Origin of the sequence: Mesobacillus thioparans (genome assembly GCF_965138835.1) — a bacterium.
GTDB classification, from domain to species: Bacteria; Bacillota; Bacilli; order Bacillales; family Cytobacillaceae; genus Mesobacillus; species Mesobacillus thioparans.
On the sequence record NZ_CBCSFH010000003.1, the window covers coordinates 267,709 to 292,680 of the forward strand.

Genomic DNA, 24,972 nt, shown 5'->3' on the forward strand with positions numbered 1-24,972 from the left:
AAAGGAGGAGATAAACATGAAAAAAACTGTTGAAAAACGTCTTGCCCGCTCAGAAGTTCACGAATCACTGACCTGGGACCTTAATGATCTATACCCTTCCGATCAAGAGTGGGAGGATGAACTGAAGGAGATCGGGGCCGATGTAAAAAAATTCGACGACTTCAGAGGAACCTTACATACAGGGCCGAAAGCTTTACTGGAATGCCTTACTGCCCAGGAAGAGTTAACAAAGAAATTGGTCAAGGTTCGTACATATGCAAGCCTGAAGCAATCCGCTGACGGTACTGACCCAGTGAACCAGGCTAATTCAGCACGGGTCGGCGCAGTTGGTACTAAAGCGATGGCTGCACTATCCTTTATTTCATCCGAAATCCTTGAGTTCGATGAAGGCAAAGCAGATGAATTCATCGAGGCAGAGGAAGGACTCCAGCCTTTCAAAAAGACTATCATGGAGCTTCTGGAAACGAAAAAGCATAAATTATCGCCTGAAACAGAGCAAGTCCTTGCCGCATTAGGGGAAGTCCATTCAGCACCTTATAACATATACAATATGGCCAAACTAGCGGATATGGAGTTTTCACCAATCCGGGACGAAGAAGACAACGAATTACCAGTTTCATTTGCGCTGTTCGAGAGCCGCTATGAATTCTCACCGGATACTTATGTCCGCAGAAAAGCCTATGATTCATTTGTTTCAACCCTTAAACAATATAAAAATACCATCGCTGCCACCTATGCCACTGAGGTGAAAAAACAGGTGACTCTGGCAAAGCTGAGGAACTATGACTCTGTTACCGATATGCTTTTGGAGCCACAGCAGGTAACAAAGGAAATGTACAATAACCAAATCGACATCATCTACAAGGAATTGGCTCCGCATATGCGCCGGTTTGCCCAGTTAAAGAAGAAGGTGCTGGGCCTGGATAAAATGATGTTCTGTGACTTGAAGGCTCCATTTGATCCGGATTTTGACCCTCAAATCACATATGATGAGGCACGACAGCTGATTACCGATTCATTGAAGGTAATGGGACCGGATTATACAGCAATGGTTGAGAAAGGCTTTGAAGACAGATGGGTAGACCTTGCCGATAATGTAGGAAAGTCTACAGGTGCATTTTGCTCGAGCCCTTATGGGTCTCACCCATATATCCTCATCACCTGGGCGGACAATATGCGCGGCTGTTTCACGCTGGCACATGAATTCGGCCATGCGGGCCATTTTCACCTGGCCAATGAAAATCAGCGTATAATGAACGTGCGTCCATCCATGTATTTCATTGAAGCACCATCCACGATGAATGAAATGCTTTTGGCCCAATATCTTCTTGACCAAAATAAGGATAACCCGCAGATGATTCGCTGGGTCGTCCTGCAGCTGCTGGGAACTTATTATCATAACTTCGTGACCCATCTGCTGGAGGCTGAGTTCCAGCGCCGTGTATATGCTCATGCAGAAGCAGGCAAGGCACTGACTGCTAAAACCCTTACTGAATTGAAAACAGAGGTCCTCACCGGTTTCTGGGGCGATACAGTCGAAATCGATGAAGGAGCAGGTCTCACATGGATGCGCCAGCCACATTACTATATGGGCTTGTATCCTTACACCTATTCTGCAGGCTTGACTGCATCGACCGCCGTTTCGCAGTTGATCCAGGAGGAAGGGCAGCCGGCTGTTGACCGCTGGCTTGAGGTGCTCCGCGCAGGCGGAACCATGAAGCCGCTTGAATTGCTGAAGCATGCCGGACTCGATATGTCGACACCAGAACCGGTACGTAAGGCTGTCGGTTATGTTGGATCACTGATTGACCAGCTGGAGGCATCGTATCAATAAATATCTAAGAAACCCCATGGAGGTCCATGGGGTTTCTTCATGCTCACTTATTCATTTTGGAAAGGAAATCACCCAGCAGGTCGTCCAGATCTTCTTCTGTCTCTTCCTGATCAGGTGTTTCCGTTTCTTGGACTGACTCCCATTCAAACGAATCCAAATCATCGTCAATTTCTTCGATTTCAGCACTCGAGGCAGTTTCCTGCCTTACCGGTGATTCCTCTTCCGAAATTACCGTTTGCATGTTCATATCCTCTTCCTGCAGGTAAAGGGCTTCATCGATTTCAGTTGACTTGCTGTTCAATGAGGCCAGCAGTGCGGTTGCCCGCAACGGATCCGTCAAAAGATGATAGACGATATTGCCCAGCAAGGCTTCAGAATGCTCATGCTTGATCCAATCCCGCTGCGATTTGCTGAGACTCCGAGGGAGGGGGATTGTAATCGTTTCGCGTTCCCTTGAATAGGAATTCCCCACACCTTTGACGACAAATTCAGCAATCTTGCTCGAGAAATTCCTTCGCTCTGTTTCCTTCAGGTTCTGAAGATGTCTTAAGATATGGTCTGGTGTATCAGAGGGCACACGAAATGACAATGCTTGTCCTCTCTTAATCTCATTTGGGTTGGTTTTTTTCATAGGATCACCTTATTTTAGCTTTTAACAGGTTCAGAAGCGGCTTTGCTGCTCTTCTCTGATTTCTTCACATAATCCATGATGAGCTTATAATAAGCGTTCGCCATCATCCAGATGCTTTCTTTTTCATCCTCGAAAAATTCGATGTTATAGCCATCGAGATTATTGTTCAATGTTTTGATATATTCTTTTAAGACTGTTGCGCCTCCGCCGACAAAGTAGCAGATTTCTGTCTGGGAATTCTTTGCCCACACATTGCGAAGCAGGCGGTATTGCTTTTTGGCCAGTTCAAGAAGGATACGGTCCGTGATGTCATGGACGCTAGTACGGCTTCCCTTGACCATGATATGGTTGCGATCATTCTTGCGCGTGATGATCTCTACAACGTCCGTGCGGCTGTCCAACTCGACGCCATGCTTGCTGCGGATTTCTTCCCTGATTTGTTCGAGCGCTTCAGACACACCAAGGTTGAAGCCCTGTGCCTTGTCATCATCGACATTGCGGTTCTTGATGACAGCGATATCTGTAGATAACCCACCGATATCCTGGATGAGAATTCTTCTATCAATTAAATCCTTGTTGATGATTTTCAGGCTGTTATCCATAACTAGATTGATATAAGCCGCGAAGCCTTCAGGATAAACCTTCACTTCATCGAATTTGATGTTCACTTTCAGTCCCTGGTATTTAGGAGTCACAAGGAATTCTACCTGGTGAACGGATCCAACCAGCTTGGAACGATAGCCAGCATCTTTCCCTTCCTTCACTTCACGAAGCGGAAGGCCAGTACCAAGCGTATAATTCGCATCAATGACATTTTTGTTTTTCGTGAAAAGCTTGGCATTGTCTTCATTGACTGCATCCAATGCAAGAGTAGCGAAAAGCATGATCAATGTCTGGTCCTCTTCTGACTTGCTGCTGCCAGGATCTAGTTCTGTAGCATTATCGCTTTTAGTTGCCAGGTTACCGACGCGATAGATTGCGTTATTTTCTTTCAGGGCAGGGGAGTGGACACGAATATGGATTCCATCAAGAGGGTCCTTCGCATCAAGTTCCTCAATACCGATTACAGGGCGGTCTTCAGTGTCCCTTGCCACGATATTAGGGATATTCAGTTCGTTATCAAATTCTCCGAAAATAGCTTTTATAGAATCGTTCCCAACATCAACTGCTGCAATTCTTGATTTCGTCATTCATATCATTCCTTTTCATTTATGTATACTTTCCTACTATTCTAAAGGTAAAGGGAAATAATAGATACTGCAAGATTTACAGGCAAAAAGAAATGTAATTGTAAACAAGTAAACACGATGTAAACCTCGCGCTGTTTGTATACATAATTGTACACAATGAATACAAACCTGTATACATCTTTATATATCAACATGTGTACGTAATTGTATACATGTAAACGTAATTGTACACGGGTTGTTTACAAATCGTATACATGTCTACATTTTTGTATACATTAAGATTTTTACCTTATTTTACCTATCAATAGAGCTATAAGAGCCCCCTCCCCTGTCCTGCCGATGAAAAGAATTCATTTTTAAGGAGGGAGTATTAAATAGATTTGAGATATATAAATAAATTAAATTGTTAAGAAGTTAAAGGTAAGAGAGTAGTTGGAAAAACGAACATGGACAAAGCTCAAAGAAATCAATATCCATTTCATGAAATAAGCATGTATAACAGTAACGATCTTTCAAATTGGGTTAACTATGTAAAGTGAGTAATATGAAGCCCCCCTCCCCTGCTTGAAAAGAAGAACAAAAAAAGCTGAGAATTGTCGAAACACGGTGAAAGAGGAAGAAAAGACAGCAACTACTAATTCTACCAGGAATGCTTGGCGTTGCAGGACACAAAAAAAGGCATTAAAAGAGCCCGTGTGGACGACTGGTCATCCACAGGGGCTGATTATTAATCTTCTCTTATTTCCCGACGGTTCTTCTTGAATATTTTCGATAAAACTTCGTAAACAATCGGCACAACAATCAGTGTTAACAGTGTTGAACTTGTTAAACCGCCAATTACCGTAATGGCAAGGCCTTTTGAGATCAAGCCTCCGCCTCCTGAGCCCATGGCTAATGGAATTAGGGCACCGACAGTCGCAATTGCAGTCATAAGAATTGGTCGTAAACGTGTTGCTCCTGCTTCAAGGACGGCTTCACGCATCGTCAATCCATCACGTTCCATGTGGATGATCCGGTCTACAAGCACGATTGCATTCGTAACAACAATACCAATCAGCATCAACAGACCCATCATCACCGACACGGAAATCGTTTCGCCACCAATAAGCAAGCCAACAAACGAGCCGATAACTGCAAATGGAAGCGAGAAGAGTATCGCAAATGGTGCTACACCTTCACGGAAGGTAACAACCAGGATGAAGTAAACGATTGCGATAGCGGCCAGCATCGCAGCTCCAAGCTGTGTGAATGTTTCAGTCATGTCCGCCTGTACACCAGCAACACCAACTTCTACACCCTTAGGCATATCTATAGCATCAATTGCCTTTTGAGTTTTAGCAGACGCTTTCGAGATATCGTCATCTGTAACCGTTCCTGATACGGATGCATAGTACTGGCCCTTGCTCCGGGCAAGTGTATTCATCGTTGTACCTTTTTCAACTGTTACCAGTTCAGACAAAGGCATCGTTGTTCCCATGGCTGTAGATACTTCTGTATCAAGGATATCATCAACCGACTTTGGCTGCTTTTCCTGCTCCTGCTGGACGATGACATCAAGTGATTCCCCATCTTTTTCAATCGTCGTCAAAACATCCTTCGTTTTGTTCGGATTCAACATCATGACGATTTGCCCTGCTGTTAAGCCATATTGCAGCAATTCGTCCTGTTCGACCTTGAAGGTGTATTCCACGTAGGCTTCCTCTGCACTGGAACTAACATCTTCTAAGCCTTTAATACCCTTCATCTCGTCCTCAGCCATTCTAACAGCCTTCGTCAGCTTGCCTAGATCCTCACTGTAGAAAGTATAGCTGATTTCATTCTCCGGCATCGACATGCCGCCGAAATTCTGGCTTTTCCACTCGCCGCTTTGTCCAATATTGAATACATACTCTTCAATTTCTTTCCTGACTTCTTGGAAATTCTCCATATCAGGGTCAAAAATCAGGTACATCAAGCCTCCGCCTGATCCCCCGCCCATCATTGCGGACATCTGGTCAGCTTCATCGCTAATCGATACTTGAACGATGTCAATATCATCACGTTTGAGCATTTTTTCTTCGACTTCAGCGACATTCTCAATTGTTTCTTCCTTAAGCTCGCCTGCTGTAGGTGTATAAGTAAGGTACATAACCTTGTCTTCCTCGCTGCCCATGAAACTGAAGCCGATAATCGGTGTCAGCGCCAGACTTCCAGCTAAAAGCAAAACAGCAATAACGGAAGTGATGATTTTATGGTTAAGCGACTTGTTCAAGACGCCTTTATACCAGTTTGCCAGTTTACCGCCTTCCTTGTGGCTGCCTTCTGTTTTTTCACCATATAACTTCTTTTTGAACAGGAAGTGTGATAGCGCAGGCACGATGGTAATCGCTACGATCAACGAAGCCCCAAGTGCAAAAGTCATCGTCAGCGCAAACGGAGCAAACAATTCTCCTACCATGCCGCCTACAAAAATCAATGGTGCAAAAACTGCTACCGTCACAAGTGTAGATGACAAAATCGGCTTGAACATTTCAATTGTTGCTTCACGTACAAGCGCACGCCCTGTTAATCTTTCTTCCTTCAAATGAAGTCGCCGATATATATTCTCCACCACGACGATCGAGTCATCTATCACCCGCCCAATGGCAACAGTAATCGCACCAAGTGTCATGATATTAAGTGTGATTCCCATCCAGTTCAAAAGCAGCAACGCCATGAAAATCGAAACTGGAATCGATACAATTGATATAATCGTAGACTTGAAATCTCGTAAAAATAGCAGAATAACCAGTACCGCAATCAATCCGCCAAATAAAGCTTTTTCAATCATCGTTGTTACAGATTCTTCAATTGGCTTACCCTGATCCAATGATACGTCGATGGTCAAGCCATCTATTTTATCCTGTTCTTCTTTGATTAAATCTTTAACAGCATTCACAACATCAACCGTGTTCGCTTGCTGTTCCTTGACGATCTGGAGGGCGATCGCATCTTTGCCGTTTGTACGGGAAATGGATTGCACCTTGCCAACCAGCTCAATTTCAGCAATATCACTAAGCTTTACAAAAGGTGATGGAGTTGCTTCTGTTGGAGTCACCGGAATCATCATGTTCCTCAGTTGCTCGGCAGTAGTGAACTTGCCATCAACAGCAACGGCCTGCTCGCCTTCCTCAAATTCAAAAAGCCCTAGGGATACGCCCAGATTGCTTGCCTGGATCATTTCCTTCACTTTGTCTTCAGTCAAGCCGAATTGAGTCATTTTTGCTTCATCATACGCAAGATTTACTTCTTCAATATGCTGCCCAGTTATCGTTACGGAAGCGACTCCGTCGATTTTATCGATTTTCGGAAGCAGGATATCCTCGACTGTCGATGTCAGCTCCACAATATCTTCTTTCGTACTGCTGACACTCAGTGCCGCAATCGGCATCATGTTCATGCTGATCGCTGTGACGGTCGGTTCCTGGGATCCTTCAGGCAGCTTGACCGTGTCTAGCGCGGATTGCAATGCACGCTTTGCCTCATCCATATCAATACCGTATTCATACTCAACCTGGATACTGGACATGTTGGAGTATGAATTGGAATAGACGTATTTTACATCTTCCAGTCCTTCCACCGCTTTTTCAATCGGGATGGACACATCGTTCATTACTTTCTCAGGAGTAGCTCCGGGATAGACATCCATGACCATTAAATACGGTATGGAGATATTCGGGATCGTCTCCATGTTCATCCGGGTACCTGAATAAATTCCTGATACCGTGATGATGATTGTAAGCAGCCAAACCGCCAGTTTATTCCCAAGCACAAAATTGACCAGATTTTTCACTATTGCACCTACCTTAACTAATCATTTATACACATTAATAATGGTAATGACTGACCGGTCATTTGTCAATTCTATACGTACAATAAAAGACCCACTTTACTTAAAAAGTGGGTCTTTGGTATTATTCATCATTATTTCGCCATCGCCAATCTCATCTTCTTCCTCAACATCTTCCAGTTGTTCATCATCTTCAGGAGGCGCATCGTTGCCACACCCTGTAACTGAGAACATGGAAATTGCCAATAATACCATCATCAAAAACCTTCTCATTACATAACCTCCTTTTGAAAAGGCTCTTTTCTCAAACTTTGTTGCTATTGGCTGCAAAATAGAATTGAATTACCTAAGATTGTTCACACAATTCACGACTATTATGAGAAAAGAGCTTGCAAACTTAGTACCGACCTAAAAAATGGGTATTATCACGTTAAAATCGCCTTTAGGATTTTAACAACAATCTTTAGGAAATAGCCTTTAAAAAAGTATCTCCTTACATAATGGTTCTATGTAACTCAGGGAAAAATCACTTAATGGCTGTAATAATTTTCTTAAAAAGACAAACAATAACGGGAAAGGAGTGACTTATCGATGGGTGAAACACATGCAGGCTTAACCTCAACAGAAGTATCGAATATTTGGTCATCCTACCTGAAAAGCAGCATGGAACTGCGTTTTTTTCAATATTTCTTTGAGACAGCAGATGATGAGGAAGTTAAAAAGATCGCTGAAAAGATGGTCAGTTTTTCAGAGAAAAGTCTCAACGACCTGATGGGTATTTTCCGCAAAGAAAACCTCACCATCCCTCTTGGTTTTACCGAGAAAGATGTAAGGCTTGATGCTGATAAGGTTTTTTCTGACACGTTCATTTTATATTTTTGCCATGATATTACGATGCTTTCACTAAGTACATATCCGAGCGCATTGCCTGATTGCACACGCAAGGAAATCCGGGATTATTTTCAGGAAGCGATCAAATTTACGTTGGAGATTCAAAATGAAATCACCGACCTGATGCTGCAGCAGGGCATTTTTCTGAAATCCCCGCAGGTAGCGATGGACCACACCGTCGACCTGGTAGATGAGATGAACTATCTCAATGGCCTATTTGGCGGCTCAAGGCCTGTAAACGCAGCAGAAATCGCCAACCTGTCCAGAGTCATCCACCGTGCCCGTTTTTCAAAAATGGTCCTCGTGACCTTCAGCAAGCTTGCCAGGCATAAAGATGTAAAAGAACACTTCAACAAAGGTGTAGCTGCTCTCAAAAAAGTGCTGGATGCACTCGAGGATGTATTGGATAAAGAAAACATCCCCTATTCAGCTTCAGGCGATTTCAACTTTTTCGAGGTAAAAGATTCACCCTTTTCCGATAAACTGATGCTGTTTTTCGTCAATACCTGCCTCGGAATGTTCTGCTTCATCATGATCAACCAGGCCCTTACATCAAGCCTGCGGTCAGACATTGTCACCAAATTCACGATGGTCTCCACTCAGATGAAAAAATACTACGGAAAAGGCCTCCTCCTGACCATCACCGAAAAATGGCTCGAACAGCCGCCACAGGCATTGGATCGGAAGGTGTGAAACCCTCTGAATTTAAAATATAGACTTCCAACATATAGACTTGGTGTACTTATTTTTATGGTACATAAAGTCTTTTTTGCTGTTTTCCATCCTAAAACGAGAGTTTCACCATATCTTTTACGAAGATTCTATTGTCTCATTCCCTGAACAGGTGTAGTTTATTAATTAGTGGAATTTATTTGTATTTTCACTGGGTTAATCTTTATAAAAAAGGCGGTACATAAAGTGAATCTATGGAATTCATACAAAAATTCATCATTTATTTTAAAAATGACGATCGGCTTTGTTCTGGGGATATTGGCTGGTGTTTTGCTGGGAGCGGATGCGGAGGTCTTAAAGCCTTTTGGCACTCTGTTGATCAAGCTGCTTAGTCTGATTGCTACTCCTGTTGTGTTCCTGACGGTTGTGCTGGCGGTCAATCAAATGAACCCTGCGCAACTTGGCAGGACCGGAGGGAAATTGATCCTTTATTATGGAGTGACAACGGCTGCGGCAGTGTTGATTGGTCTGGGTCTTGCGTTATGGATCAATCCTGGGAAGTCGTTGACACTCCCTGCTACAACCGTAGAGAAGCCTGCGACACCGTCCATATCTGATGTCATTTTCAGCATTGTCCCGGATAATTTCTTTTCGGCTTTCACATCGGGGAACTTGATGGCGATTATGTTTCTGGCGATTATCATCGGCTTCACGATTTCAGGAATGAGGTTTTCCGGCGAGGAAAAGGCTCAGCAATACGGTACGCAGCTGCAAACATTCCTTGAAGCAGCAAATGAGCTGTTCTTCAGGATTCTAAAGGGGATCCTTCTTTACGCTCCGATTGGTATTTTTGCGATCAGCGCATCCACTTTTGGCACCCAGGGGTGGGATACATTAACTTCCCTGCTGGAATTTACGGCGGTATTCTATATTGGGATTATCATCCTCTGGGTATTCGTGTACAGCGGGACACTCAAACTGTTCAAGATTCCGGTCAGGAGCTTTTTCGCAAATACGAAGGATGCGTATACAACGGCGTTCTTTACTTCCAGCAGCCTCGCTTCCCTGCCAGTGGCAATCGAGAGTGCGAAAAAGGCTGGAATTTCCGAGAAGATGGTGAATTTCAGTTTGCCACTTGGAGCCGTGTTCAACTCTGATGGCGGTGCACTAAGGATGGGCGCATCGATTGTATTTGCCGCCAATGTCACTGGTGCCAATTTCACACTGATTGATTTCGTCACCATCGTCCTTGTCGGCACACTGCTTTCAATCGGGACAGCCGGCATTCCAGCAGCAGGCCTTGTCACCCTGTCCGTGGTGCTGACGATGTTCGACCTGCCGCTTGAAGTCGTTGCACTGATCGCCGGCGTCGATGCGATCATCGGCATGGCCGGTACTGCATCGAATGTTGTCGGCGACGTCGTCGGCGCAGCAGTAGTCGACCAATCTGAAAAGAAAGCAGAAATGGCTCGGTCATAATAACAACTCCGAAAACCGCATTCTCGACTGGATGCGGTTTTTCTATTCTCTATAAGTCTAATACTAAATGCCCTTCCCCACGGGAAACACAGCATAGCATCGTTTGATTGGTATTCTGTTGTTCTTCCGTCAAAAAGGAATCAAAATGGGTGATTTTCCCCTCTGATACTCTCACTTCGCAAGTCCCACAACCGCCAACCCTGCAGGAATAAGGCAGGTTGATTCCATTTTCACGAATTACATCCAGCAAAGAACGATCCTTTGGGATTTCCAGCTGCTTAGCGCTTTTCTTTAGGGTGACGGTAAATGGCTTGGCCTGTTTATTTACAGGTGGAGCAAATCGCTCGGAATGGATATTGAAAGAAGGATAGCCGTAGGTTTTTGCTGCTTGTGTGAATTCTCCAATCATGTTTTCTGGTCCGCAAAAATAAACATGTGTCCCGATATTGTGATCCAGAAGTGATACGGGAGACAACCTGTTCGGACTTTCATCCTTTGAAAAATAAAAATGGCATTGCTCTGGATATCGTTCTTTCAGCACATCGTAAAAAGCGCATTGTTCCTTTGTTTTCGCTCCATAATGCAGCTCAAATGATTGATTCTTTTCGGATAGCTCAGCCATCATTGATAAAAAAGGCGTAACGCCAATGCCGGCTGCATAAAAAACATGGTGCTTAGCTTGAAAGCTCATTGGAAAATGGTTTTTCGGATAGCTGATTTTAATGACATCCCCTTCGCTGACATTGTGATGCCAGTATACCGAGCCGCCATTCGTAGGCTCTGCCAGGCGTACGGCGATTTCCATGACTCCTGGCTCTGAAAGGTTAAAAACTGAATAATGTCTTTCCATTATGCCTGAAGGATGCGGCAAATAAGTGATTATATGGGAACCGCCGCCAAAGGACGGAAGCTTGACGCCATCCACTGCTTCGAGGGTGAACCTTTTAATGGTTGCTGTCTCTATTTTTATCGATTTCACTCGTACTTCAATTGATGTACCGTGATGCAATCTCATTCCCCTCTCTCTTATTTGATCGTTACATATCCCAAGTAAGCATCCAATCGGCGGGAATAATGATTGGATGCCTCGAGTTCCTGCCCGCATAGCCTGCATTTGACATGCTTGTTGTCCCCGGCTTCATTCTCACTATGACAGTTACAGCATATTAATTTTTTCGGTAAAAAACCCCGTGTCACAATCTGCATTTCATGCTCGGAAAAGCCTGCTTCAAATGCCAGCTCCTTTACCATCATCACAAATTCCGCCGAACCTGATATGTATAGATAGGTCCCCATTTTTTGCGTGTTGAACCAGGTTTTCAGCATGGCTTCCTGCCCCTCTATGAAAATATGAAAATCAAATGGAATTTTTTCAGACAATGACTGCTGTAAAAGGTCAGAAAAAGCCTCGGCCCCCTCTGAATCGACGATAAACAAGATTTTTCTTTTCCGACTTATCTTTTTAAAGCTGCTTACACTCATCTTTTCTTCAGTTCCTCCTCCAAATATTCAAGAACTGCATGTCGGTACAGAGAAATCCCTTTATATTCTGCGATGAATTCAGGAAGTTCTTTGAGGATCGCCGAAAATTGCTTTAGCCATGGGGTATGCTGGATGAACGTTCCAAGCGGCAGCATGTGTGTATGAATAGTAAATAGAATCCCATTACTTTTTGGCAGACGGAAAAGTTTCTGTACCTCAACCCGCAGGTTGGCCAGTTCCCCTGCATTTGCTTTCGTTACTTTTTTTCGAGCCTGACCCCACTCAGCGAATGTTTCAAGCGAGGTATCCAGCCGTTCCCCAGCCATAAGCGACCAGTTTTTCCGCCACCATGGACTGCCTGCCTCGATTCTCATTAAAAACTGAAGGATGCGTTCATCAAGTGATTCCGACTTGAACCCCGGGATTGGCGTATGGATTTCTTTGAACGACATGCCAGCATCAAAATACAGCGACCAATTGGCTGGAAAGCAGAGCTGCCCTGCATCCAGGAATAAATCCCCGTCCCGCTGCATCATTAAAATCAAATCTTCTTGGACATGCCGGCCGACAAAATCCAAGGGCTCAATGTCCATTGTCGCCTGGTCCCCAAAATCGAAGGAATGATTTTCACCTGTTAGATGGTTAGTGAAAATCCAATGATTATCGTTGATTACCAGCTGGTAGTTCTCAGGATAGGAACTGGCCAGCTGGTGCAGGATCAAATCCAGCACCTCCCACTGGGCATCCATTGTATGCGGCATGGAGTGGTAACAGCGTTCTGGGTGATTTGTCAGCAATTCTCTCCTCAGGTTTATTTCCTCTAAATAAGATTCCGTCAATTCAATGGCAATTGGTGGATTTAATGGTATTGCATTGTTAGAGTATCTATATGCATCTCCATCGGCGAATGGATATGGAAAGGCCAGCAAATCCCCGTTGATAGTCATCTTCTCACCACTTTTCAGAATTATTTATATAATTAATACTATACTGAAAATTGAGAATGGATTCGATAACAATATCCTGAAATTATTCACTTTTCATTTTCCCCATAAGTCCATTAGATAAAAATACTGATTTCCGCTGCTGACTTTAAGAGTCTTGATGCTGATCGGGTATGTAAAAGCATGATTGCCTATCCTTTTTGTTTTTTTAGCCAAGGTATTCATGAATGGTAATTTCCAGCCTAAAAAACGCCTAATCTTTTTACGAATTAGCCGCCGTTTCCTTACTTCAACATTTTTGAAAAAATCTCTTTTAACGATCTTCCTTTTTTATAGTAAATCTCATCCCGGACTTTTTCATTTATCGCTTGCCAAAGCATAATTTCCACATCTGTAAGGGGCTCTGAATCCTCCTTTTTCAGAAAGGCAGCAAAATAATCGAGAGGAACTCCATAGAACCGTGAAATATCCGCCATGATTTCAAAAGAAACCGACTTCCTGGCACCTTTTTCAAGCATACTCAAGTACTGCAGCGTAATGCCTGTACCATTCGCTACATCCTCAAGCCGCAAGCCCCTTTCTTTTCTCAATCTCCTTAATTCCTGGCCTAATGGCGTCGTCATAATAACTCTCCCTTTAATCTAAATTCGAAACACGTTTATACGAAATAATATAGTACCAGCTGACAATCGCCTCAAATAAGGTAATGATCATTTCCACGATAATATCGGGCAATTTAAGAACTTTATATGTTTGATGGTGCAGCAATTCATGGACGATTGTCTGAATCTGCTCTGGATAGTCCAACTTTTCATCAATGATAATCATTTTCCTGCCAGGATGGTATATCCCTTTTATTAAACTCAAATCCCTGTACAGTACTTGTATTCCAAATCTCTTTTCAATCCTGGCCGTCAATGAGTCAATATGCATATGGTTAACCGCCATGAACTTTCTGTGCAGGAAACCTATAAAAGTATAGTAGGAAAGAAAGAAAGTCAGAACCAGATTGACATCCAAGTGGTCATAGAACGCAAGAATCGGAAAAATGATCAAGACCTCAAACGTCATTGGGCCGAATCTGTCAATGAACATCTTGCTGGTCATCGCTCCTGTTTCAAGCCAGACGTAAATATATTTAAACACCATACTAAGAGCTAACATTAAAATCAAAGTAAGATAACGTGCCAGGTACATTTTGTCGGTATAGTCATTATAAACTTCATTACACGCGATTATTATGATGATATACATCGACAACAAAGCGATTGTCGACTTCAAACTCCCGCGTTTTTTCGAGAATATAGCAAACAAGCTATCTACTAAAAGATAAATAAAACCGTATACAACTGAAAAACGATCAAAAATAATCAAGGATAACATGACATGGAAAAACGAATAACGAAAACCGGAAAACATCTTGAGATTCATCCTGTCAAAAATCACCATGATGCATAAAAAGAAAACCACATTCCACTCCAGTTCCTGTGGAATTTTGATATGTAAAAAGATTAAAGCCAAAGAAGGAAGAAGGAAAAAAAGATAAAAGACCTTTTGCCTCAAATTCTTCATGATGGACCCCTCCGATCCCGCTTACTGTCTAAACTAACTATACTTTATTACAATCTCCCAGGAAAAGGATATTTTGTATTTTAGACAAATTTTTCTATTTAATAAGGAAACTTGTCTAACGAAATAGGTTTCCATTCCACTGTTGTTTAAAATACAATTAATATTAGAGAATGAATTATTCTCTATTTCCTCCCAATTCTTTTAAGTACTAACTATGTTAGTACTTTTTTTTTACCTTCAGGATAAAAAAATTGTCGATAAAAAATGTTAGTTTTTAACTAAAGTTTAATATAAAATGAAACTATAACGATGGTAATATTTAGTGGCCACTATGATCCTCCATCGTTAATGCGGGAAGCTTTGAAGTACAGTCTTTATTTGGACACTTGGGCTGTATGGAGCTACTAGTGTAACCGGCCCTCTTAGGAATACATAAAATCTAAGAGGAGAGATGGAAAATGAAAAAGGTATTAACAGGATTAGCAGCAGGCGCATTGGCAATGGGGATCTTTGCAAGTTCTTCGTTGGCGGCAGTAACATATGACTCATCAGCAGGTACAGGATTTGTTGGTAAGGGTGATGTTCAGCAGGCTTTGGGTTGGAATAATGCTGAATTGCAGAAACAAGCTAAAAACTTAGTATTTACTTATGAAACAGTAAATACGTATGCGGTAACTGTAACTTGGACTACTGGCGAGGGAACTAGAGGCGAGAAAGTGCACAACGTTACAAATCAAAACACTGTAACTCTTTCATCAGGTGTTACGTACGATCCAAGAAAGTCAAATCAATTTACTGGTTTCAATATCACTGGTATTGATAAGACTGAAAATGGAGAGCTTCAGGTTGGGGATGAATATCCTGGAAACTCTGGCCATATTATCACCAATGTAGAAAAAATCCCTAGCACTGGCACTTTATATGTAAATGGCGTTCCATTACAATAACGTTTAGAACCATGAACTCTTTGTTCATGGTTTTTTTATGCCCTCCTCTATTGGTGTCAATTTCATTCATTGACATAACATTCCCCCTGTAAGCAGCTTCACGAAGTATTTCAGAAAATAAAAATCAGAAAGCCATAGAATCTCTAAATCTTTTATACAAGAGATTTAGTAAGCTTAATAAATAACTCCAATTTCAATCTATAATTGAGAATTATGAATAGGAATTGTCTCTTTTATTAAATTTCCTGCTTATTATTGGCATTTTATTTAAGATACAGTCCATAATAGATATAGACTGAGTTTTTATATCTGCTAAAACAAAGAATCATATCGCTTGACAAAATAATTACCGCTATACGATAATAATTACGGAATTAGAATTATTCTAGTTTACCGAATAGTTAACTGAATTCATTCAGGGAAACTATTTCAAAAATAATTCAACCAATTTAAGGAGGAACTTAATCATGGCATTAATCGGGACTCAAGTTTTACCATTCACAGCAAACGCATTCCACAACGGAGAATTCATCACGGTATCTGAAGAAAACTTCAAAGGCAAGTGGAGCGTAGTTGTATTCTATCCAGCTGATTTCACATTCGTATGCCCTACTGAGCTTGAAGACATGCAAAACGAATATGCTACATTAAGAGAAATGGGAGCAGAAGTATACTCTGTATCAACTGATACACACTTCACTCACAAAGCATGGCACGACCACTCTGAAGCAATCAGCAAAATCGAGTACATCATGATTGGCGACCCTTCACAGAAGGTCTCTCGCAACTTCGATGTATTGAACGAAGAAGATGGTCTTGCAGAGCGCGGAACTTTCATCATCGATCCAGACGGCGTTATCCAGACTGTTGAAATCAACGCAGGCGGAATCGGCCGTGACGCTAGCCAGGTAGTAAGCAAGCTGAAAGCAGCACAATATGTACGCAACAACCCAGGCGAAGTTTGCCCTGCAAAATGGAAAGAAGGCGGAGAAACTCTTAAACCAAGCCTTGATCTTGTAGGAAAGATTTAAGGGGTACACTCCCATGTTATTAGATGCAGAAATCAAAGCACAATTAGCCCAATATCTTCAGATGATGGAGGGCGATGTGCTGCTTAAAGTTAGCGCCGGATCGGATGATGTATCACGAGACATGCTGGCTTTAGTTGATGAATTGGCAACAATGTCATCCCACATTAAAGTGGAGCATGCAGAATTAGAAAGAACACCAAGCTTCAGTGTCAACCGTGCCGGTGAAGACACTGGAGTGACTTTCGCAGGCATTCCTTTAGGACATGAATTCACTTCATTAGTCCTTGCCCTGCTGCAGGTTAGCGGCAGAGCTCCTAAGGTAGACCAGAAAGTCATTGACCAAATCAAAGCGATTAAAGACGAATATCGTTTTGAGACGTATGTCAGCCTCAGCTGCCACAACTGTCCTGATGTGGTACAAGCCTTGAACGTGATGAGCACTTTGAATCCCGGCATTTCCCATGTCATGATCGATGGCGCAGCGTATAAGGATGAGGTTGAAAGCAAGCAGGTCATGGCCGTGCCAACGGTATTCCTGAATGGTGAACCATTCGGAAGCGGACGTATGTCCCTTGAAGAAATTCTTGCAAAAATGGGTTCAGGTCCGGATGCTTCCGAGCTCGCTGACAAAGAACCTTATGATGTCCTTGTTGTTGGCGGCGGACCGGCTGGTTCCAGTGCAGCCATCTATGCAGCGCGTAAAGGCATCCGTACAGGTATCGTTGCTGAGCGCTTCGGCGGCCAGGTAATGGATACTTTAGGCATTGAGAACTTCATCAGTGTCAAGCACACTGAAGGCCCTAAGCTTGTTGCCAGCCTTGAGGAGCATGTTAAAGAGTATGGCGTCGATGTCATGAACCTTCAGCGTGCCACACGCCTGGAGAAGAAAGACCTGATCGAACTGGAACTTGAAAATGGTGCAGTCCTGAAGAGTAAAACTGTCATCATTTCGACTGGTGCCCGCTGGCGCAATGTCAACGTACCAGGAGAAGCTGAATTCAAGAACAAAGGCGTTGCCTACTGCCCTCACTGTGATGGACCATTGTTCGAAGGAAAAGATGTAGCTGTCATCGGCGGAGGAAACTCTGGCGTTGAAGCAGCAATCGACCTGGCAGGAATCGTAAAGCATGTAACAGTCATCGAGTTCAATCCTGAACTTAAAGCTGATGCTGTTCTACAGGACCGCCTGCACAGCCTTCCAAATGTCACAGTAGTGACAAACGCACAGACAAGCGAAATTACCGGAACTGACAAAGTGAACGGAATTACGTACATTGACCGTGCATCAGGCGAAGAACACCATGTTGAATTACAAGGCGTATTCGTCCAGATCGGCCTCGTACCGAACACAGAATGGCTCGGTGACACGCTTGAACGCACTCGCTTCGGCGAGATTGTCGTAGACAAGCACGGTGCCACAGACCTGCCTGGCGTCTTCGCTGCAGGCGACTGCACGGACAGTGCATACAAACAAATCATCATTTCAATGGGATCAGGTGCCACCGCAGCATTAGGAGCATTTGATTACATGATTCGTAACTAATAGAAAGCCGCTTTACTGCCTGGATTGGCAGTGGAGCGGTTTTTTTGTTTGCTCTGAAGAGGAACCCTCTCCAACTACGGCAAACCTGTCGGGATTTTTGACAGCTTTTCCCTCGACACCTCCTAACTTGTCAAAATAACACATGCACTTCGCCACTCATCCGCCCAATCCCACATGAAAATCTAAAAACAACAAAAAACCTTCAATCCAACTTGGATCGAAGGTTTCAAAATTTATTAATCAGCTATAAACCCGCTCTTTATCGCTTAATCCCAGCGTCTGCGACGTTGATTCATGAATCTCATGGAATAGCTCGGGGTTGGCTGCTAAGGATATTCCATATGAAGGGACCATTTCCTTGATTTTATCTTTCCATTCAAACATTCTTTCCGGGAAGCATTTTTCCAGCACTTCCAGCATGACGTTAACCGCAGTTGATGCACCTGGGGATGCGCCCAGTAATGCTGCTACGGAGCCATCTGAAGCACTTACGACTTCGGTGCCGAATTGCAGAGTGCCTTTGCCTGAATCTGTGTCTTTGATGACTTGTACACGTTGTCCTGCAACTACCACTCCCCAGTCCTCGCTCTTGGCGTTCGGGATGAATTCACGCAGTTCTTCCATGCGCTTTTCATGGGAAAGCATCACTTGCTCAATCAGGTATTTCGTCAGGGCCATTTCCTTCATGCCTGCGGCGAGCATGGTCATGACGTTATTCGGTTTGACAGAACCAATCAAATCCAGATTCGATCCTGTCTTCAGGAATTTAGGCGAGAAGCCTGCAAAAGGTCCAAACAGCAGGGACTTTTTGTTATCGATGAATCTAGTGTCGAGGTGAGGCACTGACATTGGTGGTGCTCCCACCTTAGCTTTTCCGTAAACCTTCGCGTGGTGCTGCTCGACAACTTCAGGGTTGTTGCAGACCAAAAATAAGCCGCTCACAGGGAATCCGCCAATTTGCTTTGATTCTGGGATGCCTGTCTTTTGCAGCAATGGCAAGCTTCCTCCCCCGCCTCCGATAAAGACGAATTTGGTTTTATGGACTTCCACTTGGCCGCTATCAAGGTTTTTCACCTTGACCTCCCATGTCCCATCGCTCGCACGTTTGATATCTTTCACACTATGCTTATAGTTCATCTCGACATTCTGGCTCTCCAAATGCTCAAACAACATCCGTGTCAAGGCGCCAAAATTAACATCCGTTCCAGAGTCAATCTTTGTCGCAGCAATCGGCTCAGTCGACGTACGGCCGTCCATGACTAAAGGAATCCACTCCTTCAGTTTTGCAGGATCTTGCGAGAACTCCATTCCCTGGAACATCGGAACACCTGAAAGCGCTTTAAATCGGTTTTTCAAGAAGGTAACATTTTTCTCCCCTTCTACTAGACTCATATGTGGCAGCGGCCTGATGAAATCCTGGGGATTGCGAATTAAATTGCTCTTTACTAGATAAGACCAGAATTGTCTTGAAAGCTGAAATTGTTCGTTGACATTGATGGCCTTGGTTATATCGATTGATCCGTCGGATTTTTCAGGTGTATAGTTCAACTCGCAAAGGGCTGCGTGTCCAGTACCCGCATTATTCCACTCATTGGAGCTCTCTTCACCTGCCGAAGGAAGTTTTTCAAACACTTTGATTTCCCACTCCGGTGCTAACTCTTTCAGCAATGATCCCAACGTCGCACTCATGACTCCGGCTCCAATTAAGATAACGTCTGTAGCTTTCTGTACGTTGCTCATTTTATCCTTCCTTGTCCCATATATTTGAGTAGGCGCGTCTGAAAAGGGACACACCATTTCTGTCTTTGTTAAAACCGTAACATAATCTATTATAATGACTTGAGGATTAAAATTTCTACTATTTACTGATAATTATAAACTATTTTGTCACTGTAAAAAAGTGTGAAGTCTTCCCACAAGATTCACCAGCCACCAAACCCGGTAAAATCGCTGATATTTTTGAAATTGTATATTGAAAATAAGTGACCTATCCAGAGTTTGTTTTGGCTAATTTATGAGTTAGAGGAGATTGGAAAGGAGACGAAATGTTTTCGCGAATCAAAATCCGCAATCATGAAATGTAGACGATATTACTCTGGAAGAACCGTATAAACAATAAAGGCTGGACGATATGACATCGTTCAGCCTGCTTAACTATTCCTTCTATCCCTGAATTTAATCATCAATTTTGTAAACCAGTAAGCGAAATACACAATCCCGATATCTATAAGAAAAATATAAACTTGATGCATCCCTCTCTCGATTTTCACCAGACCAATGTATTTTTCTATCGTTGCGAAGCCAAAGGCAAAAACAGCGCTTAGCAACGCGGAATAAATATAAAAGTTTTTATCATGATTCGTACAATACTGATAGACCAGCAAAAAACCCACTGGCAAGGCAGAGGCAGTCATACTTAGCGCCGGAGGAAACCACGGCGAGAGAAAGTATGTATGGATAAAATGACTGTAATTTGCAAGGACCTGTTCAAAATAGGTCCACAGGATGTGAACCGTATACCCAAAGAAAAAAATCTCAAATAACCTTTTCCGGTCGATAAAAAAATACAATAAAATCAAAGGCAGCAGCAAAAAAGACAATACCATCCAGAACTGCCAATTTCCCATATCAGAGTATTGATGCCAATATGAGGAGATTAGCTGCCTCAACTCATCGTTTTTTTCCGTTATTTGCTTCCAATACTCATCGTAACTCAATGAAATAACCCCCAAACCATCCAGGCTATTAGTAAGTTTTTACTAAAAAGGAAGGTTATATACCAAGATCCGACACGATTCGACATACTCAACCTTCCTGATTTATTTGCAAATTCTCATCTCTTAAAGCGAGTTCACAATAATCCGGAACCCTCAATCAGCAAATACATCCCCGTAAACAATAAAATAAGATACGTCAGGATCCAAAAAAGATTTTGATTAACCCATTTGAACAATACTTGTCCCAAAAACAAGCCTATAAAAACCAAAGGCAGCGCCCACAGACTTGAAACCCAGACAATCTTGCTGGTTCCGGCGAACATGACCTGGATCACTAAACTGACAAGGTAAATAAATAGATAAAAGGCCAGTGTAGTACCTCTTAATTTTTCCTTTTTGGTATGGGTCCCTGAAAAATACAGCAATATGGGAGGCCCAGGCATGCCTATGCTCGTTGTGAGAGATCCTGAGAGGCCGCCAACAATCAAGTCCCTTGTCTTATTTTGACGCATTCGCAATTGAAGCATCAGCATCATAGTCAGGACTAAAATGAACTGGCCAATTCCCAGGAAATAAAGAAGTGCTGTATAGGTTCGTTGTCCGCCTTTAAGTAAGTACTCTCTCCCTAGTTTGCTAGAAGATTGGAAAGTATCGAAATGCGCATTGAACTTACCTCCAGGCTGATATCTGACAATTTGCAGCTTTTCCGCATGGTTAAGTGGCTGTTCCACAATGGAAGCAATTCGTTCGGATATTTGCAGGACATTTTCGTTGGTATTGTGATGTAACCAGGCTTGTTCTGACTTCCGTGCGCTGGAAAAAGACTTTTTCGAGTCTCCCACAACAGCTGACGGCTTTAGCTTTCCTTTGGCTAAATCTATCAGCTCTTTGCATTCTTTCTCACTTAATACACTTTCATAATAAGCTATCATGGTAAATAATAGACAGGTCCTTCATTGAATGCACCTCCACTGTCATAATCTATTCTATAAACTATGTAGAGAAAGTGTTTAATGTGAAGATACTTTACAACTTAATAAACTCACCTATATCCTAATAAAAAAGAGAGCAGTATAATTACCACTCTCATGTTCAGCTAACTCAATTCGTACAGTAGCTGATTGAATCAATGTCTAATACCCATTTACAAAGTCGGCGATTGTTTCTATTTCGTCTTCTGTAAGTTCCCTTTTTACATGCTTTTTGTATTCATCGATGATTTTCTGCTGATTACCACTGCAACGATCTGTATATTTCGCAATGTTTCTAAGCATAGCAGCTTCCTGATTAAATTCCTCTTTTGAAATCGCCTTTTGATGCGAAAGAATATAAGTATCCGCGTCAAATGCTTCTAATTCATCCAGTAGTCTTAACGTTTCCTTGATTGTGTAGTTTTGTTTTTCGGAAAAAATATCAGGATAAATACAGTCACCAAGAAAGAGGATCTTTTCTTCTTTAATAAAAACGACTGTCGAATCTGCAGCGTGATCTCCGCCAACGTGCTGTACGATGCAAGTTACACCACCGAGGTGGATTTCCACTCGTTTTTCAAAAGTTAAATCCGGCAAGACAATCGTGATATCCCGATGATCTGTGAATTCCTCCTTGATTGCCTTCGCACAAAATTCAATTTCCGATCCTTCCCTCACTCGTGTGTCTAACGCTTCATCTGACCATGAAAGCGGGATGAGCTTCTCCATTTCTTGTTTCGTTTGTTTGGAAGCAAGAGAAACAATATTAGGGAATGCCGAAAGACCAAAGATATGATCCCAGTGCCAGTGAGTAAGCACAACCATATCAGGATCAGGGACTCCCCTTTTTAAAAGTTCACTCAGAAAATAATTTGCATGGTCTTCCGAATTTCCTGCATCAATCATCAATGTCTTGTTATTGCCCACTACCATTCCCAGAATAGGCCGGTCGGTCAGCGAAACTGGAGTGATGTACCAAAAACTCCTGCCGATTTTGTTTATTGAATGCATATAAGGTTGCCTACCTTCTTTATATTATATTTTATTGGATTTTCCCTAGCCATTTGTGGCATTCAGCAAACTAAACTCTTCTTAAAAATAAAACCCCAATTATTTATGGTATAGTTCACCTCAATCTACTCCATGAGGTTTTATAATTTTAAACTCATCCCTTGTTCTATAATACCTAAATGTTAAGCAAATACTAAATGCAACTTGTTTTTAATGGAGTGATTTGAATGTCACATAAAATGAATAGCTCTTCGATGCATTTTTTGTTGTTATTGGTGGTTTTACTTGTATTTATCTGGTCCCTTATTAAACCGGAAGAAGGTTATGGGGTTTGGTTTGTGGAGGTTTTACCTTCAGTATTACTGTTAATATTTTTACTATCAACATACAATCGGTTTCACCTTACCACTGTTTCTTATGTCATCATTACCTTTCTTGTCATTTTAACGTTTGTTGGGGGGCATTATTCTTATTCTAAAGTTCCTCTCTTTACATGGATCAAAGATTATTTCGATTTACAGAGAAACCACTACGATCGGTTTGGTCATTTTCTTAAGGGGTCTATTGTAATAGTGATCATAGAGATATTATTAAGGAAAACAGCTTTAACAAAAAGTAAAACCACGAATTTTATTGCTCTATGTATAACCCTAGCAATCGGAGCTTTCTACGAAATCATTGAGTGGGCAAGTGCAAAAATAGGGAAAGAAGGGAAAGTCACAAAAGATTTTTTAGGTATGCAGGGAGACATATGGGATGCCCAGTGGGATATGGCACTTTTACTTGTAGGTTCCATTCTCTCGCTTTTTATTATAAAACTCCTTTATAAAGAATTAGAAAGATCCAGATAATGGGTTGATATCTATTTAAAATAACGCAGGTACAACATTGGAACAACAAGATTGATGGCCAAATAAGCTGAGTTGTTATTCATAACTTGGCTTTTTGGATATTGTTATTATTTTTATAAATCTAAAACCTCATTTACTTATGATACGGTTCACCGTAGTTGTTTAACCTGAGGTAGTTACACCACCACTCCTTATGACATCCCCGGCACCTTAAAATATGCCAAAGAATTTTCTTCCTCAGGAGATACTAACCCTAAACTTTTCAAAACTTCTTCCGCAAATTCCACATAAGCTGAACCTGTCGCAGTTGTCACATTTTTATCCGTCATGACAATTCGATTCACCTTATTTTCCCACACAAAACCTGCTTTACTATAATCCGTTTCATCTGGTGTTAAAGATGTAGTATAAGAGGTTTCATTTAAAATACCAGCAGACGCTAAAAGGGAAGGGCCAGCACATATAGCTGCAATATAGATATTTGAGTGATGGAATTCCTTAATTAATCTCATAATCTTGTTATCTTCTAAAAGAACATATGGGTTCCCCCCTGGAATAATAAGGGCAGCAAATTCTTGTGGGGCCACTTCATCAATATGCAAATGTGAGACAACCTGCAGTCCTCCTGAAGAAACTACAAATGGTTTCTTTTGATGCTAACAAGTAATAACCTATACTCCATTCCCTTTAAGAACTGTATCCAAAATACTAATTTCAAATTACGCATAATCATCATATAAAAAAATGAGTACCTTCATCCTTTTGCTCCAATCAAATGTAAATAGATGCAATTAAATAGTTCATGTCCCTGTTATATTCAACATTAAGCTTTTAGGTACGTAATATTACTTGTTCAGAATCCAACATTGTCAATGTATAGCACACTCCATTGACTGCATCACTATTAATGCTAATTTAAAAACCGCATCTACTTATGATACGGTTCACCGTAACGTTGGATAGGGTAAAATGATTTAGAAAAGGAGTGGTTCATTAAAACTGCTCCTCAATCTTTTACCCTTCATCATCTTCTTCATTTCCGTGTCTTGCCCCTATATATTCCCAAGAAACATCTCCTCGTTCTTCACGCAACTCCAATAGCACATCTTCACTTAAATGCAGATTAGAATCTATTACACTTTTTATTGATTCTTTTCTAGCATCGCATCTAAAGCAATATCCCCGCTTATACTCTCTGTAGTTATGTTCACATTCAAGTAATGCTTCTTCTCTATTTTTAAAATGTAGCCATCCTCCATCACGAGCCAAACCATTCAACTTTTTAAATTTGGTACCTGTAATAGGAATAAATGAACAATTATCTTCATGCAGTGTGACTTTCTTAGTGGGTTTATCCACATTTAACCACATCGACATCTCTCCTTTTCATAATAAATT

Annotated in this window: 21 protein-coding genes, 1 pseudogene and 1 riboswitch; of the genes and pseudogenes, 7 read left to right on the plus strand and 15 right to left on the minus strand. The window is 42.0% G+C overall.

What is annotated here, in order from left to right:
• Nucleotides 1-16: 16 nt before the first annotated feature.
• Nucleotides 17-1,834 (plus strand): oligoendopeptidase F, encoded by a 1,818-nt coding sequence (gene pepF, locus ACNAZ4_RS08415; RefSeq protein WP_415813792.1) that lies wholly within the window; start codon nucleotides 17-19, stop codon nucleotides 1,832-1,834.
• A 43-nt stretch (nucleotides 1,835-1,877) separates the two neighbouring features.
• On the opposite strand, the gene ACNAZ4_RS08420 is transcribed toward pepF, so the two are convergent.
• From ACNAZ4_RS08420 to ACNAZ4_RS08435, 4 genes are all read right to left on the minus strand, one after another.
• Nucleotides 1,878-2,465, minus strand: a complete 588-nt coding sequence (locus ACNAZ4_RS08420; protein ID WP_415813793.1) for a hypothetical protein — start codon at nucleotides 2,463-2,465, stop codon at nucleotides 1,878-1,880.
• A gap of 14 nt (nucleotides 2,466-2,479) precedes the next feature.
• Nucleotides 2,480-3,655: an Alp7A family actin-like protein gene (locus ACNAZ4_RS08425; RefSeq protein WP_415813794.1), complete on the minus strand. Its 1,176-nt coding sequence runs from the start codon at nucleotides 3,653-3,655 to the stop codon at nucleotides 2,480-2,482.
• A 727-nt stretch (nucleotides 3,656-4,382) separates the two neighbouring features.
• The gene (locus tag ACNAZ4_RS08430; protein WP_415813795.1) at nucleotides 4,383-7,466 is read right to left on the minus strand and encodes an efflux RND transporter permease subunit; all 3,084 of its coding nucleotides are present in this window, start codon (nucleotides 7,464-7,466) and stop codon (nucleotides 4,383-4,385) included.
• 96 nt (nucleotides 7,467-7,562) lie between these two features.
• Complete coding sequence (locus ACNAZ4_RS08435; protein WP_415813796.1) at nucleotides 7,563-7,736, minus strand: lipoprotein; 174 nt, start codon at nucleotides 7,734-7,736, stop codon at nucleotides 7,563-7,565.
• 318 nt (nucleotides 7,737-8,054) lie between these two features.
• Between ACNAZ4_RS08435 and ACNAZ4_RS08440 the strand changes: the two genes are divergently transcribed.
• Together ACNAZ4_RS08440 and ACNAZ4_RS08445 are read left to right on the plus strand one after the other, a co-directional pair.
• Nucleotides 8,055-9,047 carry a DUF3231 family protein gene (locus ACNAZ4_RS08440; protein ID WP_415813798.1) on the plus strand — a complete coding sequence of 331 codons (993 nt, stop codon included), beginning with the start codon at nucleotides 8,055-8,057 and terminating at the stop codon, nucleotides 9,045-9,047.
• 225 nt (nucleotides 9,048-9,272) lie between these two features.
• A complete protein-coding gene (locus ACNAZ4_RS08445; RefSeq protein WP_415813799.1) occupies nucleotides 9,273-10,505 on the plus strand; it encodes a dicarboxylate/amino acid:cation symporter in 1,233 nt (410 codons plus the stop codon).
• 49 nt (nucleotides 10,506-10,554) lie between these two features.
• On the opposite strand, the gene ACNAZ4_RS08450 is transcribed toward ACNAZ4_RS08445, so the two are convergent.
• The 5 genes from ACNAZ4_RS08450 to ACNAZ4_RS08470 form a co-directional block, all read right to left on the minus strand.
• Nucleotides 10,555-11,520 (minus strand): PDR/VanB family oxidoreductase, encoded by a 966-nt coding sequence (locus ACNAZ4_RS08450; RefSeq protein ID WP_415813800.1) that lies wholly within the window; start codon nucleotides 11,518-11,520, stop codon nucleotides 10,555-10,557.
• An 11-nt stretch (nucleotides 11,521-11,531) separates the two neighbouring features.
• A complete protein-coding gene (locus tag ACNAZ4_RS08455) occupies nucleotides 11,532-11,987 on the minus strand; it encodes a dimethylamine monooxygenase subunit DmmA family protein (RefSeq protein WP_415813802.1) in 456 nt (151 codons plus the stop codon).
• Nucleotides 11,984-12,934, minus strand: a complete 951-nt coding sequence (locus ACNAZ4_RS08460; protein ID WP_415813803.1) for a heme-dependent oxidative N-demethylase family protein — start codon at nucleotides 12,932-12,934, stop codon at nucleotides 11,984-11,986. The genes ACNAZ4_RS08455 and ACNAZ4_RS08460 overlap by 4 nt, the downstream gene beginning before the upstream one ends.
• 281 nt (nucleotides 12,935-13,215) lie before the next feature.
• Entirely contained in the window at nucleotides 13,216-13,554 is a 339-nt protein-coding gene (locus ACNAZ4_RS08465; protein ID WP_415813804.1) for a helix-turn-helix domain-containing protein, read from the minus strand.
• A gap of 13 nt (nucleotides 13,555-13,567) precedes the next feature.
• On the minus strand, nucleotides 13,568-14,503 hold the full coding sequence (locus ACNAZ4_RS08470; RefSeq protein ID WP_415813806.1) for an ImmA/IrrE family metallo-endopeptidase: 936 nt from the start codon (nucleotides 14,501-14,503) through the stop codon (nucleotides 13,568-13,570).
• A 344-nt stretch (nucleotides 14,504-14,847) separates the two neighbouring features.
• Nucleotides 14,848-14,931, plus strand: a riboswitch (cyclic di-GMP riboswitch).
• A gap of 30 nt (nucleotides 14,932-14,961) precedes the next feature.
• Between ACNAZ4_RS08470 and ACNAZ4_RS08475 the strand changes: the two genes are divergently transcribed.
• From ACNAZ4_RS08475 to ahpF, 3 genes are all read left to right on the plus strand, one after another.
• A complete protein-coding gene (locus tag ACNAZ4_RS08475; protein ID WP_415813807.1) occupies nucleotides 14,962-15,450 on the plus strand; it encodes a hypothetical protein in 489 nt (162 codons plus the stop codon).
• Nucleotides 15,451-15,917: 467 nt separating this feature from the next.
• Entirely contained in the window at nucleotides 15,918-16,481 is a 564-nt protein-coding gene (gene ahpC / locus ACNAZ4_RS08480; RefSeq protein WP_415813808.1) for an alkyl hydroperoxide reductase subunit C, read from the plus strand.
• Nucleotides 16,482-16,494: 13 nt separating this feature from the next.
• A complete protein-coding gene (ahpF, locus tag ACNAZ4_RS08485) occupies nucleotides 16,495-18,024 on the plus strand; it encodes an alkyl hydroperoxide reductase subunit F (protein ID WP_415813810.1) in 1,530 nt (509 codons plus the stop codon).
• A gap of 240 nt (nucleotides 18,025-18,264) precedes the next feature.
• Here the strand turns inward: ahpF and ACNAZ4_RS08490 are convergent, their stop codons facing one another.
• The 4 genes from ACNAZ4_RS08490 to ACNAZ4_RS08505 all read right to left on the minus strand — a co-directional run bounded on the left by ACNAZ4_RS08490 (nucleotide 18,265) and on the right by ACNAZ4_RS08505 (nucleotide 22,723).
• Nucleotides 18,265-19,764 (minus strand): malate:quinone oxidoreductase, encoded by a 1,500-nt coding sequence (locus ACNAZ4_RS08490; protein ID WP_415813811.1) that lies wholly within the window; start codon nucleotides 19,762-19,764, stop codon nucleotides 18,265-18,267.
• A gap of 410 nt (nucleotides 19,765-20,174) precedes the next feature.
• On the minus strand, nucleotides 20,175-20,741 hold the full coding sequence (locus ACNAZ4_RS08495) for a hypothetical protein (protein ID WP_415813812.1): 567 nt from the start codon (nucleotides 20,739-20,741) through the stop codon (nucleotides 20,175-20,177).
• A gap of 134 nt (nucleotides 20,742-20,875) precedes the next feature.
• Nucleotides 20,876-21,583 carry a TSUP family transporter gene (locus ACNAZ4_RS08500; protein WP_415813813.1) on the minus strand — a complete coding sequence of 236 codons (708 nt, stop codon included), beginning with the start codon at nucleotides 21,581-21,583 and terminating at the stop codon, nucleotides 20,876-20,878.
• Between the two features lie 291 nt (nucleotides 21,584-21,874).
• Nucleotides 21,875-22,723 carry an MBL fold metallo-hydrolase gene (locus tag ACNAZ4_RS08505; protein WP_415813814.1) on the minus strand — a complete coding sequence of 283 codons (849 nt, stop codon included), beginning with the start codon at nucleotides 22,721-22,723 and terminating at the stop codon, nucleotides 21,875-21,877.
• 227 nt (nucleotides 22,724-22,950) lie between these two features.
• Between ACNAZ4_RS08505 and ACNAZ4_RS08510 the strand changes: the two genes are divergently transcribed.
• Nucleotides 22,951-23,574, plus strand: a complete 624-nt coding sequence (locus ACNAZ4_RS08510; RefSeq protein WP_415813815.1) for a DUF2238 domain-containing protein — start codon at nucleotides 22,951-22,953, stop codon at nucleotides 23,572-23,574.
• 191 nt (nucleotides 23,575-23,765) lie between these two features.
• Here the strand turns inward: ACNAZ4_RS08510 and ACNAZ4_RS08515 are convergent.
• Both ACNAZ4_RS08515 and ACNAZ4_RS08520 read right to left on the minus strand, forming a co-directional pair.
• Nucleotides 23,766-24,200, minus strand: a pseudogene (locus ACNAZ4_RS08515) (DJ-1/PfpI family protein); the annotation flags it as partial.
• 388 nt (nucleotides 24,201-24,588) lie between these two features.
• Nucleotides 24,589-24,945 carry a hypothetical protein gene (locus tag ACNAZ4_RS08520; protein WP_415813816.1) on the minus strand — a complete coding sequence of 119 codons (357 nt, stop codon included), beginning with the start codon at nucleotides 24,943-24,945 and terminating at the stop codon, nucleotides 24,589-24,591.
• Between the last annotated feature and the right edge of the window lie 27 nt (nucleotides 24,946-24,972).

What these genes read in the sequence shown, in the direction of transcription:
- pepF (WP_415813792.1), top strand. Translation starts at nt 17, where the DNA reads ATGAAAAAAACTGTTGAAAAACGTCTTGCCCGCTCAGAAGTTCACGAA.
- ACNAZ4_RS08420 (WP_415813793.1), bottom strand. Translation starts at nt 2,465, where the DNA reads ATGAAAAAAACCAACCCAAATGAGATTAAGAGAGGACAAGCATTGTCA.
- ACNAZ4_RS08425 (WP_415813794.1), bottom strand. Translation starts at nt 3,655, where the DNA reads ATGACGAAATCAAGAATTGCAGCAGTTGATGTTGGGAACGATTCTATA.
- ACNAZ4_RS08435 (WP_415813796.1), bottom strand. Translation starts at nt 7,736, where the DNA reads ATGAGAAGGTTTTTGATGATGGTATTATTGGCAATTTCCATGTTCTCA.
- ACNAZ4_RS08440 (WP_415813798.1), top strand. Translation starts at nt 8,055, where the DNA reads ATGGGTGAAACACATGCAGGCTTAACCTCAACAGAAGTATCGAATATT.
- ACNAZ4_RS08450 (WP_415813800.1), bottom strand. Translation starts at nt 11,520, where the DNA reads ATGAGATTGCATCACGGTACATCAATTGAAGTACGAGTGAAATCGATA.
- ACNAZ4_RS08455 (WP_415813802.1), bottom strand. Translation starts at nt 11,987, where the DNA reads ATGAGTGTAAGCAGCTTTAAAAAGATAAGTCGGAAAAGAAAAATCTTG.
- ACNAZ4_RS08460 (WP_415813803.1), bottom strand. Translation starts at nt 12,934, where the DNA reads ATGACTATCAACGGGGATTTGCTGGCCTTTCCATATCCATTCGCCGAT.
- ACNAZ4_RS08465 (WP_415813804.1), bottom strand. Translation starts at nt 13,554, where the DNA reads ATGACGACGCCATTAGGCCAGGAATTAAGGAGATTGAGAAAAGAAAGG.
- ACNAZ4_RS08470 (WP_415813806.1), bottom strand. Translation starts at nt 14,503, where the DNA reads ATGAAGAATTTGAGGCAAAAGGTCTTTTATCTTTTTTTCCTTCTTCCT.
- ACNAZ4_RS08475 (WP_415813807.1), top strand. Translation starts at nt 14,962, where the DNA reads ATGAAAAAGGTATTAACAGGATTAGCAGCAGGCGCATTGGCAATGGGG.
- ahpC (WP_415813808.1), top strand. Translation starts at nt 15,918, where the DNA reads ATGGCATTAATCGGGACTCAAGTTTTACCATTCACAGCAAACGCATTC.
- ahpF (WP_415813810.1), top strand. Translation starts at nt 16,495, where the DNA reads ATGTTATTAGATGCAGAAATCAAAGCACAATTAGCCCAATATCTTCAG.
- ACNAZ4_RS08490 (WP_415813811.1), bottom strand. Translation starts at nt 19,764, where the DNA reads ATGAGCAACGTACAGAAAGCTACAGACGTTATCTTAATTGGAGCCGGA.
- ACNAZ4_RS08505 (WP_415813814.1), bottom strand. Translation starts at nt 22,723, where the DNA reads ATGCATTCAATAAACAAAATCGGCAGGAGTTTTTGGTACATCACTCCA.
- ACNAZ4_RS08510 (WP_415813815.1), top strand. Translation starts at nt 22,951, where the DNA reads ATGTCACATAAAATGAATAGCTCTTCGATGCATTTTTTGTTGTTATTG.
- ACNAZ4_RS08520 (WP_415813816.1), bottom strand. Translation starts at nt 24,945, where the DNA reads ATGTGGTTAAATGTGGATAAACCCACTAAGAAAGTCACACTGCATGAA.